Genomic DNA, 15,222 nt, shown 5'->3' on the forward strand with positions numbered 1-15,222 from the left:
GGGGTTACCACTCCATGTGCACCTGGGGTGGCTCGGACTGCGGGAGCGGTACCTCCAACATCGTGAGTTCCCGGGCGAGATCTCGCGTGCCACGGAGCGGAACCGCGCCGAGCGTATCGATCAGGTGTCTCGCGCCCGCTTCGTTGAGATCACCCCGTGTCTCGTCCGATTCCGCTAATACCGTGAAGAGGCGCCGCTTCTGGTCGCACGTGAACCGCGCCTGATGCATTGAGCCGCCGGTCACGCCGCTCTCCACCACAACAGATCCGAGAGAAAGGCCGCTCTGCAGCCGGTTCCGCCGAACGAACTCCGCTGGCCGCGGGGGGACGCCTGGTGGATGCTCACTCACGAGCGCTCCCCCAGAATCTACGATCCGCTCAGCCAGTGCCCGATGCGAGCTCGGCGCGACCCGATCAAGCCCATGCGCCAACACAGCGGTTGTGATGCCGTTCGCTTCCAGCGCGCCGACGTGCGCGTGCATGTCCACGCCCAGTGCGAGGCCGCTGACGACGTTGAAGCTGCGACGCGCAAGAAACCGCGCGATCAGTTCGGCGGCACGCGCACCTGCCGAGCTCACCTGGCGAGTGCCCACGACGGCAAGGCTGGGGTAATGCAGCACCCCCGGATCACCGCGCACGTAAATGATCGCGGGAACATCCGGGATTGTACGAAGGCGCACGGGGAAAGACGCATCATCGTAGCCGAGCACGGCGAGCCCGAGATCGGAGCAGCGCTCAATGATCTGCTCTGCTCGGTCGCGGGCGACCTGCCGCTGTGCTGCGTCAACACCGGGAAATCGTTGCTCAGCTGCTTCCAGCACTGAGTCTTCCGCCTTTTTGCGGCGGAGCAGGTCCAGTGCCGTGGCGGGGCCGATCTTGGGCCATTGGAGCACGCAGAGCAGCTCATAGGCGTCGGATGTCGTTTTCATCGGGCGTAACCTAGTCTCCTCCCCAGATCTGGTCGAGATCATCGGGGATGTGATCATTGCTCAATCCCGTGCTCCAGAACGTCGCTCTTTCGGTTTTCGCCAGTGTGATCCCGAGACACTGCCACCCAGGGTTCGCGGCAATGAGCGCCCGGCTTATGTCAGCCGAAGTGGTGCCTCGCGTGCAGAAATCATCCGCGATGAGAAAAACTCCGGCGCTACCGCCAACTGCCGCACTGGTGTACCGGCCCATCACCTCCGCATCGCGTTCCGCCGCATTGTAGATCGTGTGTAGCGAGCGATGTTGTGACTTTTGGAGCAGATCCGGCCTCCACTCCCACCGCTTCACCTCTGCGATGCCCTCACCGAGCCGCCAAACAGGCGAGCCCTTCCTCAGCGCACCGTCTCTTGAGGAGATAGCACCGACTACGGTGACGCGATGAACATTCGGTAGCCGAACCCCGCTGCAGTTGGGTGTCCCCTGCAGTGCTGCCCTCATGGTACGTACTCCCGCCTCCACGGAGCCTGCGACCCCGGCCTTAAACCGGTTAAATCTTCGTGTCCATTTTTCGGTTCCATCGTCTGTGATGCGAAATCCCATAGTAAGCAGCGAGGGGGCCCCGCTCGCATCAAGATGTTCCATGTAGATCAGCCCGCCGACCTTATTGTACGCAGGAGGCATGAGACTAGGTCACCCAGTTCAGAAGGGGTTCGCAACTACACCCAGGAGTGGCGCAATATAGCCGGTCCTTCCATCCTCGCCAACGTCCCTCCACAACGCTGCTCTGCCGCCGAAAGGCACTTACGCGACGCTGTTTTTGTTTCGTAGTGCCTGGGATACAGTCCCCGAAGGGCACGGCGGCGTCCGTCTGCCCATAAAAGGAGCACGCCCTCAACAGGGAACCCGAACATACGCCGAATGCATGTATGCGGCAAGAACGCCGTTACTATCGCTTGAAGCGTTAAGGGGATTTTCGAACGGAGACGTCCCCTCTCCTCATCGCCATGCGTGCCTGGTTGCGGACGAGCACACAGCTACGATCCACGATCGTAAGCAGGCGAAGGGATCGCATACAACTATCCCACAGCATCTGAAGAGCTCGATGAAAGAAGCAGGCTCCTCTGGTGCCCGGCCATTCACCCGCCAATATTGCCAGTCTCAGTCGGTGTTAGAGTTAGAGGTGATCTGAGACAAACACGAATCCCGGTTAGAAAGATGACGAAGCATTGGATTGCACAGAGTAAGTCTGGAGAAGATTGGATCTGTGTCGGAAGCTCTGCTGCTATGACGACTGTCACTCTGGGGGATGGAACGAAGGTCAGCATTCCGATTCCGCTCGCGGACTTGGAAAAGCTGGGTGAAGACGTGCTTGATCTACTCGTTGTCAACCGTCATCCACACGCTCGCCTGAACCGTTTGGCGGGCGCAGGGGAAGTTAAAGCACTGGAACTCATCCTTGAGAACTCGGAGTATACGAAAGTAGTTGATGCACACGGAGATGACGGGTTCACACCGCTCTTTCGAGTAATCCTCAAAGCGAATCCTGAGCATAGGTTGCCGCTTGTTAAAGTGCTTATCGCAGCAGGAGCGAACCCGTACGTCACGCAGGACTTTCCGGCAATCCTCTCCTTGTACTCCAGTCCTTTCAACCACGCATTGCAGAAGCAGGACACGGAACTGTTCGGCTACTTGCTCCACAGCAGGCATGTCGACGTCGAGAGACTGTACTCGTTCGTAGAGAACGAGGAGCTCCGTGCAACTGCGCAGGGCCGCGTGTTGGACGTCATGCGCACTGTACTTCAGCAACACATGAAGCGCGTGAAGCCTATCCCATCGACCGGCTCGGTTACCAGCACCCATAAGTAGCGGGCACTGGATGGGGCTTGCTGCGGCAGGCGCGGAGCCGTCACCGTGTGACGACTCCAGCCCATCTCCATTCATGCCACTTCATTGTTGCTCCTTGATCGCGCGATCCGACACTCCTGTTCTCGAGAGAGTTCCGATTGGACACATCTCACTTGATTTCCCGGCGGTTCGCACCGGGCCTGATCCCCTTCCCCTGCACTCCTTCGAAGGCACCCCACGGGAGATCCGGTGGGCGGCCTATTGGTACCGGAATCACTTGTGGTGCGCGGATGCGAGTTGTTCACATTGCGCCACGCTCGGTGCCGAGGGCGAGGGGGTATGCGTTATCGGCTTCGCGGATGAAACGTACGGATTCTGCTCACTGAACCATGAGATTGATCGTGCGCCCGTAGCCTGGGAGTCGGAGCAGTTCCGGTACATAGCTCTCGATGAGCTAAAGGAACTCTGCTCCGTAAATGAGGAGTCGGCGTCGGCGTACGCCGGTCGATGGGGAGTGGGCTACGATGCAGCTCGAGGGATCAGCAGGGCGTTGAGGTTCGCGGATGTGCGAGAGATCGTTTCTGGGAAGATGAGTCTACGTCGCGCTCGCCGTATATAGCCCCTGCAGACCATCGATGGCTTGGTGCTTGGTGATCAGCAGTCCCCTCTCGGCATCGTAACAGCGACCTGCGCCTCTCGCCCGGATTGCACGCGCGGGGCGATCCACAACGAGCAGCCGGTGAAATCCGCTTGAAACAAGGGGGTGGAGTGCACGTCGGCTATGCCGTCGTGGGCCAGCAGCATGCGGCTTCTCACCCCAAGCTACGAATGCGGCCAGGGCCACCAGAGCGCTGGCCCCCGCGACGCAGCCGCGCCGTATCCGCTCTACTTAGGGGCTGTGCTCTGTCCCGTGTTCTGTTCGTCGGGGATACACTGTCGCCAGTACCTCATCGCGGAAGTGAGAGATGGTGCCGAGCAGCACGTAGTCCGACGCGGCACTGGACACGTCGACGATCCCGCCGATGAGCGCGGTTAACGTCTTGGCAGTGAGCGCGAGTGGTTCCCCGAGCAGCGCGGCGTGCGGCTGCCACGGCTGGCTCGCCCTCTCGGCAGGATCGTCCGGCTGATGGTCCAGAAAGCCGCGGACGCCCGGGTGCACAACATTGCTTGCGCGTTGGTATTCTGCGCGCGCCACGCTCATCTTCACATCAGCCTCTAGGTCCGTGAAATCAGGGCGCGATTTCCCGAGGACCGCTCCCGCCCATCCGTAGGTTGCCCCGAAACCAGAACCATACATTTCTGGACTCTCCAGCATCTTCTTCCAGCCGCTGTACGCCTTCAGCAACTCGGCCAGCTTAGGATCATCAGCGATGCTTTTGTGGTGGGTCTGGATTGCCTTCAATGTGCGGTAGCTTTGCTCGATGCCGTGCTGCATGTAGGCGGCGGCCACGGCATCACCGTGCTTGTTGACGAACAGGGCCACCACTGCCAACTCATGCAGGGTCCGCCACTGGGCCCAAGCTGCAGCACAGTGTCCCGCCCGCAGGAGGGTTTCGGCTCCGAGCGCCGTCTGGATCGCGCGCGTAATCAGGACCGTCCGAGCAACGTGTATGCTGCCCACGTGCTCGTCTGGCGTTTCCTCAAGCCTGATGATGAACCGCCGGGCGAGTTCTTCAACCGCTCCAATCAGATGCTGCAAGTGGCGGAAGGCGGCACCCCAGCGCTGCTCCACGCCAGCAGCCACCTTGATCTCACGGTGGGAACGCGCGGCGGCGCGCTCCGCGGATTGGATCTCGGCGATCATGAGCGGGATGCGCCGCGGTACTGTCTGCTCGAGTTCTTCGTTGTAGCCGGTCCAGATCTCGGCTAGTTCCGCCTCGGTGAGCGGCCCTTCTGTCGTCCGATTTCGCTTGTACTCTTCAGTGTAGATCGCCAGCGAAGTGTCTTGGTGGAGGATATGAACTCGCATCGTGGTACCCCGAATGGGCTAAGAGGTGAATGAGACGATAAAGGCCACGTCGCACCTCGAGGTACGACGTGGCCTTCGCCGGAGCTACTGCTTCTTGCGCACGTCAGTCTTTGTGCGCCGGGTGTCCGGTCGTCCTTCTTCCCCACGCGAGCGCCAATACGCATCGTGCTCAGGATCCAGCTGTCGACTGCGGTTGTCGACACTTTCCTTGGACGGATCGGCGGTGGTACGCTCTCGCTCTGCAGCCATGGTTAGATCCTCCGGTGATGGTTCCCAGCCGGTCGGGTTGACCAGCTGCGAGGCGGTTCCATCCAGAGTATCTCACCCACGTTCTCGCCACGGGATGCAAAAAGCGTCGCACTTCCTCCACTCGTACATGTGGCGACGAGTTGCGGGCGTCCACTTCGAGCGTGGTGGTGCAGACGGCTTCCGGCCTACAGTGAACGCTACGCGTCCTGGTGCCGCATTCTCGATTCTGACGAGGATCTGTGAGCGGCCCCCAATCCTGCAGGTTCACAGGATCGTCCACACCAGCGCCGTGGGACCGACGTACACCAGGTGTGAGAAGCACCAAGCGGCACAACACGGAGTTGCAGAGCGGCATCTACCGCGTTGCCGCTTCAGAGCACCTCATTCACATCGGTCAGAGCGATGCAGTCCGTCCGTCGTGAATGAGGCCTGACATCATCTGCGGAAGCGGGAGAGGAGTACGCCGACGAAAAAAGCGGAAACGACTCCCGCCACCAGCAGATCCTCAGCGTCATCTGAGGAGTGAAGATCGAACGGGATGTTCCTGACGCAATCCAGAGCGTCCCTGCCGATCTGAACCACTACGTCCCACGGCTCAGGAGGTTCCCAAGGCGTCGGCTCCTCGACGGATACCTCAAGAGGCTGAATCCTTACGATTTCTCGTTTAGAGTTCAATCCGCCATGCCTTCTATCTCTGCGTAACATAGCTCCTCCTCCTTTCGGGAGAGAATCTGCTTTGGGTGAACGCATTATACACCACCCTGGCACTTTATTCAACACCGTTAATGAGTACTTGACGCGCATCGTTTACTCATATATGCTTCTAGCCCATGTGGCCTTTCACCCACACACCGTTCAACTGGAGCATCTAATGAGCAATCTCGCCACCACCCGCACCTCGGCCAATGCACGCGCTGCAACATCAGTTGAGGACGCGCAGGAGACCCGTCGCCTGAACGTGAATCTGCCGAACTCTGTCTACGAGGAGCTTCAGGAAATGGCCAAGCTGTCCCAGCGAAGCCTCTCTGATCTGATTCGGACCGCACTTGGTTTGGTGAAGGTCGTCTTACACGAAGCTCGTAAAGGCAACCATCTCTATATCGGTACCCAGGATGGAGTGATCCTGAAAGAGCTTGTGCTGCCACAGTGACCCGCGATCGATTTAGATGGCCGGGGGCGGGGCGCTCCAGCACCGCCCCCGGGGATCGCCCAGAGGAAAGCGAAGGGGGTTATGTTTCCTGACGGCCTCAAACGCCTCATGAAGAGGAAGCCCGCTCCAGTCTCACCACCGAGACGAACTGCGAGCCACGTGACAGTGGAGGAGATTCGCGTTCCGGGACTGATCCATCCGAATCAACAACCCTGGAATGAGGAGATCCGCGTTCCAGACCTCGTGAAATGGCAGGAACGCGATTGGAATGCAGAGCAGGAGCGGAGCCAGAACGCAAGTTGGCTATCGAAGTCGCTCATCGGAATCTTCGGTGGCTCACTTGCGTTCAACCTCTTGGTCTTGGGGTTTTTCGTCTTTTTTCGTGCTGAAGCCCCAGATACCGACAGCTACGTAACCTTGCTCAAGGAGGTGGCGACGTTCCACTCTACCGTGTTCGCACCCTTACTAGCGTTCATTTTAGGATATTACTTCAGTGAAGGAAAGCGCGCTCGTTCAGGCGACTAGCAAAAGGTGACTCCATCCGGGCGGGGCTCGCTAAGCGCCGGTACTGCATCAACCCGCTCCGCAGAAGAGTGGCGACTTGTCGCCAACTCGGCACGGGGGTTTATCCTCAACGGGACATCCCTCAGCTGCAAGCCACGCCGACTATGGAAATCGTGAGTCGGCGCTCGGGACAGGTAGGGTGAGCCGCGATTGGCTAATCACCCGACCTGGAGCACCAAATGCCTTATCAGCTCTTTCCGCTCGGCGTCGTCACGGCGACGCCCGCCGCGCTAGACCAGCTTGAACGCGCGGGGCGGGATCCCATGGAGTTCATCCTTCGTCATGCGGCAGGCGACCACGGCGAAGTGGGGGAGGACAGCGTGCAGATCAACCGGGTGACGATCCGGGTAAAGGTGGGAACGATCCTGTCCGCGTATCCGCTGCCGGATGGAGAAACCATCTGGGTGTCCACCTCCCTCCAGCAGACGGGAGAGGCCCACACCTGCGTGATGTGCCCCAGCGAGTGGTGATCCAGAGATGATCAGCCAGGCGAAGCACTGAACAGCAAAGGGATCCTGCGACGATGGCGCGGGATCCCTGTTTTGAAGCGCCGTGGACCATCCCACCTTCATGCAAAGACATCGCGGCTGACAGCCGTCCCGGACGTGTCTGGCGCCGCGTCTCCCGCCGTCTTCCCCCTTGGACCCGGAGCGTCGGCATCCCGCTCCGGATCACGAGCACGGCATTCATCCGCTCGGACAGGAGCCGCACGGAAATGGAAGCTGGCCGCGCAACCGGTAGGGTGAGCCGCGATTGCAGTCCATTCACTCGACCTGGAGCATCGAATGCCTGATCAGCTCTTTCCCATCGGCCGTATCACGGCGAGTACTACGACCCTCGAACGGATTGAACGCGCGGGGTGGGATCCCATGGAACTGATCCTTCGCCACGCTGCGGGCGACTTTGGGGATGCGGGGGAGGAGCATACGGAGATCAACGAGGAAACGATCCGCGGTAAGGTCGGAACGATCTTGTCCGTTCATTCACTTCCGGATGGGGCAGTGATCTGGGTGACCACCTCTCTCGAGCCGACGGGGGAAGCTCATACCTGGATGATGTGCCCCGCGAGTATTGAGTCAGCCATGGTCATCAACACGGAGCACTGAGAAGCAGAGGGATCCCGGACGATGGTTCGGGATCCCTGTCTGTTCCAGTTCGCGGCTTGTGGAACTCTGCCCCGAGGACGCTTACAACGCGTCCCGTTCTCAGCATTCAAGAAGAACGAAAGGGGAACCTCACTTGATGGATGACCGACTCTCCTCAACCGAGATGGAGACGCTCTGGCGGCTCGCCGACCAACGCCCTGCAGCAGTTTTCACGACCCAAGCGGAAGTGACCGTGGGACCTCTTCGAGCACGGGTCGAAGCCGCTTGAGTGGAGATGATCCTGCGTCGATTGGAGCAAGGCGCGGACAACAGCGTCTCCCCCGCCGGGCCGACCTGCTGATTTTCCTCGGTCCCACGTATCCACCCCTGCGCATGCGGGTCTGAGGCTGGGTGTGTCAGCCTCACATCCGCAGGTTGAGGCAAGCAGCAGGAATGCTGGATACAGAGAGCAATCTCGTGCGGCCGCCCTGCCCGGGTACGCTGGCGCATGAATGAAGCCCGACTGACCTAACCGGATGCGGAGATCCTGCCTCTCTGCTCGAACTTGCCACGCGCGATGCGGGGTTCGAACCGCGTGGTGTGCACGGTGGGCGAACAAATCCCGCGCTGGCTGGAAGTGCTCGGGAGTCGCTTGCCCCTGAACCGCTGAGGTCGAGCAGATCGCTCAGCGCTCCCGTTCCCCACCGACGACAAGCAGGCGCATGCCACAAAGGAAGGGCCGGACCCGGTGCCGGGTCCGGCCCTTCTTCTCACGCATCGTGTTGATCGCTGATCGCGATCAGCCACCCGGGCCGCGGCACCCCAGCCGCGTCGTACTCCGCCTCCCAGTGCTGGACCATCCGCACCAGCGCGGCGTCTCTTTTCCCTGGTGGCAGGTCGTGCATCAGCACCGCCAACGCCGCCCTCGCGGTATCCGCATCCGTCTCACCGCCAGCTTCTATCCGCGCCCGCAGGTACCACCTCTCTAGTTTCTGCTGCGTCCCGGCCTGCGGTTCGGACCCATTCAGGAACTTCTGCAGCCCGCGCGCGGTGAGGCCGATCTCCGCAGCCACCCGATTGACCGAAAGCGCCGACGCCCGCGCCGCGGCGAACTGGCGGATTGGTCCGATACGCACAGAACGGCTAGGGGCAGGCATTGCTCGCCCCCACGGGCACTGGCGCCCGTTTGATACTCTTGGTACTCTTGAGTTTCGTACACTGGGGACAGTACTTCTTCGCTGCTGTAGCGGCAAGGCGTTCTCGCCCCGGCTGATCCACTTACCGGCCAGAAGGTGCCTATGCTTCGCGGACCACGGACTTTTTCGGGACTGTTCCTGCTCTCCTTTGGGGCGGCGTGCGCGCAGCGGCCCGCACCAAGCATGGCGCCCAGCCCTGCAACGCGCACAGCAGGCGTAGAAGCATCGCGGGAGCTGACGTTGGGCAACGTGGTCCGCGGAACCCTCGCCGGGGCGGGCGACGCTGACGAGTACGCAGTCCGGGTGTCGGCGGGCACTCCGGTGAACGCGGTCCTCGAAGTCCCGCCCGGCGCCATCACTCAGCTGCGCGCCTCGATCCATCGCCAACACCCCGTCACGGGCGCGTTGGCGTTCGAGCAGGGCGTGATCGTAGGCAGCGACGAGGGCGAGCCTGGTGCGACGGAGCCGGTGATGCTGGAGAGCAACGGCACGGTCATCATCCGGGTGGAAGGCATGGATTCCCGATTTGGCGGCGCGTATGTCCTCCGCGTGCTGCCGACCGCGGTGCGCGAACTGAGGCTGGGAGAAACCATCCAGGGCACGCTGGCAGGCCGCAGCGATAGCGACGATTACACGCTGACGCTGAGCCGCGCCACCCGCTTCAACGCGCGGGTGTCTGCCCCGCACCGTGGCGCCGGGCGGCTCGTGCAGGTCCAGGTCTTCGAGCGGAATCCGGTCACCGGCCAACTCCGTTTCCTCGTCGGTGCGATCACCGACTCCCGGGAAGGAACGCCTGCAGCGACGGATCCGGTCGTGGCGCCCGGCCCAGGCACGTACGTGGTGCGTGTGCACGGGATGGAAGCGGCCGGTGCGTATGAAATCGTCACGGAGCAGCTCTGATGAGCCGGGGCCTCAACCTGGGCGGGAGGGAAAGCAGGCTCCTGTACTTGGCGATTGCGCTGGTGACCGTGTGGTGCGTGAGCCTCCCGGCCCGCGTGGCCGCGCAGACGGATCGGGTCGATTTCGAGGCTGCCGCGCGCGCCGCGCCGCGGCTCCGCCCTGCCGCATTCCCGGAACTTCCGGCGTCGTTCGCAGCCGCGCTTCAAGCCTCCGGCTGCACGGTGCCGCAGTACCGGTTTGAGGGCGACACGCTCGGAAACAACGTGATCAGCGGCGAGTTCGCGCGGGCGGGCCAGCTGGATCACGCGGCGCTGTGCTCCCGTGACGGACAGACATCCGTGGTGGTGATCTGGGGTGGGCCCGCCCGTTGCGCGGATACGGTGAAACCCGGCTTGGACGTGGATGCGATGGTTGGCGCGGGTGACGAAATCGTTTACACGCGTCAGGTCCGCCGCGTAGCCCGCAGGGAAGCTGAGAACTACGCGTGGTTGCGGGCCGGTGGGCTGGCCGACATCGGGCACGATGGAATCCTGCACTCGGTCGGAGAGTATCAGACCAGTTTTCTTTACTGCCGCGGGGGCGCGTGGATCGAGATCGAGCCAGAAGCCACGACGTGAAAGGGTGACTCTGGTGAACACGGCGCCCGGCTCGTTGTTGAGCCGGGCGCTTTCTGGTTGTACTCTTCTCCCTGCCCTGCCGGTATCGGATATGCGGGGAAATCGCGCGCACCAGCCGTAGACGCTCGTGCTTTTATCCGAAGAACGCGTTCGAATCATAATGCCTTTTCATCCGTCCCGACGACCCGCTACCATGTCGGCGTACCCATACACCAGGACACCATGCCCGCCGACACTCTGAGCACAAAACAACGCGAACTTCTTCGGCAACTCCTTCGTGCTGCGCAGGGACTCCCAGCGAATACGTTGGACGGCCGAACCGTGAATGCTTTGCAGGTTCGTAATCTGGCGACGCGTGACAACGGACTGGTGAAGGCGACAGAACGCGCACGAAACGCGAATCTGCAGACCCCGGAGCGCGATTTCGATGGATCACAGAACAAGCTTCGCCAAGCGCAGTACGAGCTGCTGCGGCAGGTCATCCAGAGTCGCGTTCCCGTCTCTCACGACGCGGTAGATCGGCGAACAGCCAAATCGCTCGTCACGCGGGGCTTGATCACCGTTGAAGCTGGGACACTCGCAGCGACTCCACGCGGACGGGAAATGTGTTCGCAACACGAAGCGCTCGCGCGTGCCGGGCGGCAAAAGAAAGGTGCGGATCCTCGCTCTCAAGTGATCCTCCGCGCCGTAGACATTCTCCGGCTCTCGATCCCATCCGATTCAGAACTCGCGGTCGGCAGGATATTCTGCCATGTGGACGACCTTCTCGCTGGTTTTGAACGGCTGGCGACCCGCCGTCGGCGGCGCTGATCGCCACTGGGCCAGTTCCGAGATTTCGCAATACATCACAGCAAGTGTAAAGGTGCACAGGTGAGCTTCCTGCCTGTGCACCTCCTCGTAGGCATCCATCGTTTGGTCAGGCCGCGGAACGCTCTTAGAAAAACTGCCAACGACGGATTCCGCCTTTGCTCGGCACCGGCGGGTACTCGTGATCGAGATCGCTCACCAGATCACGAGAGGCTCCCATGGCCGACAGATTTGACCGACAGCAGCATCCACTTTCGGCGGCGCCCACGTGCTGCGGCTGCACAGCTGCGGCAGCCGGGCTCACCTACGTTTCAGGTAGCGCCGGTGAGCAGGGGGCGCAGACGATCCAGGAGGAGACGCGACGTCGCGTACGGCGGAAGATCATGGATCCATGCGGCCGTGAAGGAATCGAGCTCATTGAAGAGCACCACCTGGTGTACGTGCAGCCGAGTGCTCCTTCGCCGCGGGAGCCCGACGCAGTCCGGAGTGGCTTGGCCGCGATTGTTGCGTTCATTCTGATTGCTCTGGCCTTCACGGCTGCAGGCGGAAACCAGCAGAGCTTCGCGTTGGCGCCGGTGTACCTGGGCGGGTTTCTCCTGCTTTGGTCGTGGCTGGCATGAGACGGTTTCTCTCGCATGCTGATGCGTTCGACGCGGATCCGCGGGTGGATGAGTTCCGGGCCAAGCTCGGGAAGTACCTGGCCGGGGAACTCAGCCCAGGCACATGGGGCTTTGTGCTCTATTCGCGTCCGCACCCACGCGATTTCAGCTTGCCCGCGCGGGTGCTCGCGTTTGCCACCGCAACGGATTCGGCGCCTCTCACCCCTGCGCTGATCGCAAAGCTGCCGGATCGGCTCTGGTTGGAAGGTGATCCAGGCGTGGTGAATCTCGCCGCGATCTGCGATGCACCGGAACTCCACGATGAGCCGGTACCAGCCGCCCTCCTGCGGATCCGCCCCGACCGCGTAGATGAAATGGTCACGTTCCGTATTTCGGCTGGGGATGTTGCATCCGGCGGGCTGATCTTCGTGGCCGCAACGGATGGTCCTCCGCCAGGCTGGCCGCGGTGAGCGGAGTGAGGCGGACAGTTACAGAGTGTGGCGGGGATTGTCCACAGAGTTCTTTTTGTCCTATCGAAACAGGCCGACACGCGTCATGACGCCGTGTCGGCCTGTTTGCTTCCGTCCGAGGTCTCCCGTTCCGCCACCTCGATCAGCCGCCATGATTCCACACTATGCGCCGTCCTCGGGGACGTCAGCTGACTCAGTCCGTGCCTGAACCCAACTTGGGGGCGGCTTTCCCCGCGCTTCGTACAGCTTGGCCACCGCGAGGAGAAGATCCGTGCGCGCGTCGTCAACTTCGTCCTCTGACATTCCTTCCAGCAGCACGTCCAGCGCGCTTTGTACGCGGTCTGGAGCCGCATGCATCTGGCCCGCGTACCAATCCAGCACTTTCCTGCGCGTCCGCGGCTGAGGGTCCGCGCCGTCTAAAAAACTGTGGAGGGTGGAGGCGCCAAGTCCAACCTTGCTCGCCAAAACCCGGATGGATTCTTGCTCGTTCGCCGCGATCAGGTGCTTCCGAGCAGCTTCAAGCCGGTCCAGCGTATCGGCCCCATCTTCACGCGGGACGAGGTTCTGCGAGCGCAGATACGCCAGCGCAACGGTGCGCCGGATCCGGGGGTGGGGCACGCCTACCCCGTCCATGAAGTGCGTAAGCGTGGTTCGCCCGATCCCCAGCATTTCCGCCAAGCTGCGTATAGAGTCCTTGGCACTCTCATCACGCACCCACGCGCGCAGCGTCTCCATCGGCACCGCTCGCCAGTCGTGTTCGGCCATCGCTCATTCTCCCACCCGCGGCCGGTCCAGCCCGCGTAGTTCGTCGGTGACCCAGGTCGGAATGCCCTCGCCCGTCTCCTCGTAGAGATCCATCAGGAGCGAAGCAAACCTCTGGCGCGCTGCTGGACGGCTGGCTGGCGGCAGATCGTCCATCAGGACCGCGAGCGCAACCAGCGCCATCGGCATCTCTATTCGGGGCCGGTCCGACGCCCACTCGCGGATCTCAGCCAAGTTCGAGATTTCGGGCGTAGACTGACCTTCCGCAAACTTCCGGATCGTGGTGCGATGCACTCCGATCTCGCGCGCGAGCGTACGCTGCCCCGCATGCGTGCGCAGTTCGCGGCGCACCACCTGACGAAGCATCTCGATCTCAAGCAGTTCTGTAAGCTTCTCCGAGTCTGATGCCCGTGCGATCCGATGACGATGAAGTCGCGGCATTCAACCTTCTCCCAGCAGGTGAAATGAACGAAGTAAACGGTGCCAAACCTATCTGACGTCCAAGTGTCCGCGACCTTCACCGGATGGCGGGTTAGGAGTAGGGGGGTCCCCACACCACGATGTGGACCAAGTAAACACTCGGGGCCCAGAGTCTTTCCCGCGCGGCAGGGTGCCTGTCGATTCACGCCATCGCGGGCTGCTTTCTGGAGCCCACCTCCGCCAGCGTACGCGTCCACCTCCAGACTCGTGGTTCCCGTGCCGTGCATCCGGCGTGGCCCGAGAGGAATCCCCACCAGCGCCGCGGCGTGACCGAACCCGTACACGAAGTGGTCAATGTGGTCATCTGGGGCCCATTGTACGCGCTATGCCGCGACGGGCGGTGCCGAATCATGATTCACCGCTCCCACGCGAAAACCCAGCGACCGATCTTTCGGGGCCCACGCAGCGGACTCATCTGCACACCTGCGCGTCAGCCCTGCGGCTGGTGCCAGACGATTTCATCGACTTGTGCTCCGACCTGGCTGATTCGCCAGAACACGATCGGGCGTTTGCGTTTGGGAGGCGTGAAGGTCGTTCGTTCCACCAGCCCCGCGCGTTCCAGCCAAGCCAGAGCTGCCCGATCGAACCCATGGGGCACGGGCGTATTGGACTCGGCACCTCCCGACGAAACTGGATGCTTCCACGGTGGATCGCCCACGAGCCAGGGACCCGTATCCGTTTCGTCCCATCCTTCCGGCTCGGGGTTGAACTGATCGCGCAACTCGTCTTCCGTGCGCCAGCCGGAGCCGATCCCGACCTGCGTGGACGGGCAATCCACAACGTCACGGAGCAGCCGGAGTGCGCTGGAGGGCCCGGGTGGCAGGTAGACCGCGTCGTCTTCCACGTCGGTGAGCCCCGCTGGCCAGGGCGGGAGCGCTTCCCTGCCCTGCGTGCGGGCGAGCAGGAGATCACCCAGCCCAGTGATCCGGTAGACCGCGACTGGCCGCGTCCCCGGCACGTGGACGTGATCCTCCTCGAGCAGCCCGCGGTCGCGCAGCCGCGGCAGCAGTTCGGGGATGGGAATCTTCAATCCTGCTTCGACGTCTTCACGCCTGGCCCAGCCACGCACACCGCGCCGGGTGTAGCCGCCTGCGCGTGCGTCGAGATTCCACAGCCAGGAAAGCACATTGGCGGCTGTACCGCCCAAATAATCTGGTCGCACCATGGGTGCAGGGTACCCGTTGCGGGCGGGGACGTGAAACCAGCATGGGGTGGCGGAAGGAGAGGGGGGCAGAGGTGGCGAGCTATTCGGTGGATGTAGTTGGCGGGTTAGGAGTGGCGTCAGGTGGCGGATTCCGTAAGTTTGCCCGGAGGTTGACCCCTTCTTTCCATTTCCGCGAGGACGACAATGAGAATCCGCATCGCCGCTGCCCTGGGGCTGCTGCTGGCAGCCTGCACCGAAGCCCCTACCGGGATTTCCGCCGCTCCGCCGCGCTTCGACACCGGGTACGTGATCGGCTCGGGCAACCGCAGCGACCAGGACACCCTGCCTCCCCAAGGGCGCTATGCGTCCGACCCTGCGCAGACAAACGAAACGGCCGCGAACGCGGATAGCGCTGCGGCCGACAACGGGTACGTGATCGGGTCCGGGAACTGAGCCCGG

At 62.2% G+C, this 15,222-nt stretch carries 17 protein-coding genes; 11 read left to right on the top strand and 6 right to left on the bottom strand.

The window, feature by feature from the left end; translation table 11 throughout:
• Positions 1-4 precede the first annotated feature (4 nt).
• Positions 5-928 carry a DNA-processing protein DprA gene (locus tag HNQ61_RS08040; protein WP_170039718.1) on the bottom strand — a complete coding sequence of 308 codons (924 nt, stop codon included), beginning with the start codon at positions 926-928 and terminating at the stop codon, positions 5-7.
• Positions 929-2,210: 1,282 nt separating this feature from the next.
• On the opposite strand from HNQ61_RS08040, the gene HNQ61_RS08045 reads away from it, so the two are divergent.
• On the top strand, positions 2,211-2,792 hold the full coding sequence (locus HNQ61_RS08045) for a hypothetical protein (protein WP_170039720.1): 582 nt from the start codon (positions 2,211-2,213) through the stop codon (positions 2,790-2,792).
• An 868-nt stretch (positions 2,793-3,660) separates the two neighbouring features.
• Here HNQ61_RS08045 and HNQ61_RS08050 read toward each other — a convergent pair.
• A complete protein-coding gene (locus tag HNQ61_RS08050; protein WP_170039722.1) occupies positions 3,661-4,740 on the bottom strand; it encodes a DUF5677 domain-containing protein in 1,080 nt (359 codons plus the stop codon).
• A gap of 1,120 nt (positions 4,741-5,860) precedes the next feature.
• Between HNQ61_RS08050 and HNQ61_RS08055 the strand changes: the two genes are divergently transcribed.
• The 4 genes from HNQ61_RS08055 (at position 5,861) to HNQ61_RS08070 (ending at position 7,809) form a co-directional block, all read left to right on the top strand.
• On the top strand, positions 5,861-6,139 hold the full coding sequence (locus HNQ61_RS08055) for a ribbon-helix-helix domain-containing protein (RefSeq protein WP_170039724.1): 279 nt from the start codon (positions 5,861-5,863) through the stop codon (positions 6,137-6,139).
• 165 nt (positions 6,140-6,304) lie between these two features.
• Positions 6,305-6,664, top strand: a complete 360-nt coding sequence (locus HNQ61_RS08060; RefSeq protein WP_170039726.1) for a hypothetical protein — start codon at positions 6,305-6,307, stop codon at positions 6,662-6,664.
• 218 nt (positions 6,665-6,882) lie between these two features.
• Positions 6,883-7,173: a hypothetical protein gene (locus HNQ61_RS08065; RefSeq protein ID WP_170039728.1), complete on the top strand. Its 291-nt coding sequence runs from the start codon at positions 6,883-6,885 to the stop codon at positions 7,171-7,173.
• Between the two features lie 315 nt (positions 7,174-7,488).
• Positions 7,489-7,809 (top strand): hypothetical protein, encoded by a 321-nt coding sequence (locus HNQ61_RS08070; RefSeq protein WP_170039730.1) that lies wholly within the window; start codon positions 7,489-7,491, stop codon positions 7,807-7,809.
• Between the two features lie 749 nt (positions 7,810-8,558).
• Here HNQ61_RS08070 and HNQ61_RS08075 read toward each other — a convergent pair.
• On the bottom strand, positions 8,559-8,861 hold the full coding sequence (locus tag HNQ61_RS08075) for a hypothetical protein (RefSeq protein WP_170039732.1): 303 nt from the start codon (positions 8,859-8,861) through the stop codon (positions 8,559-8,561).
• A gap of 363 nt (positions 8,862-9,224) precedes the next feature.
• Here HNQ61_RS08075 and HNQ61_RS08080 point away from each other — a divergent pair, with 363 nt between their 5' ends.
• The 5 genes from HNQ61_RS08080 to HNQ61_RS08100 all read left to right on the top strand — a co-directional run bounded on the left by HNQ61_RS08080 (position 9,225) and on the right by HNQ61_RS08100 (position 12,377).
• Positions 9,225-9,884, top strand: coding sequence for a hypothetical protein (locus HNQ61_RS08080; protein WP_170039734.1), 660 nt, complete (start codon positions 9,225-9,227; stop codon positions 9,882-9,884).
• Positions 9,884-10,501 carry a hypothetical protein gene (locus tag HNQ61_RS08085; protein WP_170039736.1) on the top strand — a complete coding sequence of 206 codons (618 nt, stop codon included), beginning with the start codon at positions 9,884-9,886 and terminating at the stop codon, positions 10,499-10,501. Before HNQ61_RS08080 ends, HNQ61_RS08085 begins: the two co-directional genes overlap by 1 nt.
• 222 nt (positions 10,502-10,723) lie before the next feature.
• A complete protein-coding gene (locus HNQ61_RS08090; RefSeq protein ID WP_170039738.1) occupies positions 10,724-11,311 on the top strand; it encodes a hypothetical protein in 588 nt (195 codons plus the stop codon).
• Between the two features lie 215 nt (positions 11,312-11,526).
• A complete protein-coding gene (locus tag HNQ61_RS08095; protein WP_170039740.1) occupies positions 11,527-11,928 on the top strand; it encodes a hypothetical protein in 402 nt (133 codons plus the stop codon).
• Positions 11,925-12,377: a hypothetical protein gene (locus HNQ61_RS08100; RefSeq protein ID WP_170039742.1), complete on the top strand. Its 453-nt coding sequence runs from the start codon at positions 11,925-11,927 to the stop codon at positions 12,375-12,377. The genes HNQ61_RS08095 and HNQ61_RS08100 overlap by 4 nt, the downstream gene beginning before the upstream one ends.
• A 162-nt stretch (positions 12,378-12,539) precedes the next feature.
• On the opposite strand, the gene HNQ61_RS08105 is transcribed toward HNQ61_RS08100, so the two are convergent.
• The 3 genes from HNQ61_RS08105 to HNQ61_RS08115 form a co-directional block, all read right to left on the bottom strand.
• The gene (locus tag HNQ61_RS08105) at positions 12,540-13,142 is read right to left on the bottom strand and encodes a hypothetical protein (protein WP_170039744.1); all 603 of its coding nucleotides are present in this window, start codon (positions 13,140-13,142) and stop codon (positions 12,540-12,542) included.
• Between the two features lie 3 nt (positions 13,143-13,145).
• Positions 13,146-13,580 carry a helix-turn-helix domain-containing protein gene (locus HNQ61_RS08110; protein ID WP_170039746.1) on the bottom strand — a complete coding sequence of 145 codons (435 nt, stop codon included), beginning with the start codon at positions 13,578-13,580 and terminating at the stop codon, positions 13,146-13,148.
• Positions 13,581-14,049: 469 nt separating this feature from the next.
• Entirely contained in the window at positions 14,050-14,784 is a 735-nt protein-coding gene (locus tag HNQ61_RS08115) for a hypothetical protein (RefSeq protein WP_170039748.1), read from the bottom strand.
• Between the two features lie 183 nt (positions 14,785-14,967).
• On the opposite strand from HNQ61_RS08115, the gene HNQ61_RS08120 reads away from it, so the two are divergent.
• Complete coding sequence (locus HNQ61_RS08120) at positions 14,968-15,216, top strand: hypothetical protein (RefSeq protein WP_170039750.1); 249 nt, start codon at positions 14,968-14,970, stop codon at positions 15,214-15,216.
• The last annotated feature ends 6 nt before the right edge of the window (positions 15,217-15,222 follow it).

It is taken from the genome of Longimicrobium terrae, from assembly GCF_014202995.1.
Taxonomy (GTDB): Bacteria; Gemmatimonadota; Gemmatimonadetes; order Longimicrobiales; family Longimicrobiaceae; genus Longimicrobium; species Longimicrobium terrae.

Excerpts from the sequence above, each read along its gene's own strand:
- HNQ61_RS08045 (WP_170039720.1), top strand. The coding sequence starts at position 2,211 with ATGACGACTGTCACTCTGGGGGATGGAACGAAGGTCAGCATTCCGATT.
- HNQ61_RS08105 (WP_170039744.1), bottom strand. The coding sequence starts at position 13,142 with ATGGCCGAACACGACTGGCGAGCGGTGCCGATGGAGACGCTGCGCGCG.
- HNQ61_RS08040 (WP_170039718.1), bottom strand. The coding sequence starts at position 928 with ATGAAAACGACATCCGACGCCTATGAGCTGCTCTGCGTGCTCCAATGG.
- HNQ61_RS08120 (WP_170039750.1), top strand. The coding sequence starts at position 14,968 with ATGAGAATCCGCATCGCCGCTGCCCTGGGGCTGCTGCTGGCAGCCTGC.
- HNQ61_RS08110 (WP_170039746.1), bottom strand. The coding sequence starts at position 13,580 with ATGCCGCGACTTCATCGTCATCGGATCGCACGGGCATCAGACTCGGAG.
- HNQ61_RS08050 (WP_170039722.1), bottom strand. The coding sequence starts at position 4,740 with ATGCGAGTTCATATCCTCCACCAAGACACTTCGCTGGCGATCTACACT.
- HNQ61_RS08095 (WP_170039740.1), top strand. The coding sequence starts at position 11,527 with ATGGCCGACAGATTTGACCGACAGCAGCATCCACTTTCGGCGGCGCCC.
- HNQ61_RS08115 (WP_170039748.1), bottom strand. The coding sequence starts at position 14,784 with ATGGTGCGACCAGATTATTTGGGCGGTACAGCCGCCAATGTGCTTTCC.
- HNQ61_RS08090 (WP_170039738.1), top strand. The coding sequence starts at position 10,724 with ATGCCCGCCGACACTCTGAGCACAAAACAACGCGAACTTCTTCGGCAA.
- HNQ61_RS08085 (WP_170039736.1), top strand. The coding sequence starts at position 9,884 with ATGAGCCGGGGCCTCAACCTGGGCGGGAGGGAAAGCAGGCTCCTGTAC.
- HNQ61_RS08065 (WP_170039728.1), top strand. The coding sequence starts at position 6,883 with ATGCCTTATCAGCTCTTTCCGCTCGGCGTCGTCACGGCGACGCCCGCC.
- HNQ61_RS08055 (WP_170039724.1), top strand. The coding sequence starts at position 5,861 with ATGAGCAATCTCGCCACCACCCGCACCTCGGCCAATGCACGCGCTGCA.
- HNQ61_RS08070 (WP_170039730.1), top strand. The coding sequence starts at position 7,489 with ATGCCTGATCAGCTCTTTCCCATCGGCCGTATCACGGCGAGTACTACG.
- HNQ61_RS08100 (WP_170039742.1), top strand. The coding sequence starts at position 11,925 with ATGAGACGGTTTCTCTCGCATGCTGATGCGTTCGACGCGGATCCGCGG.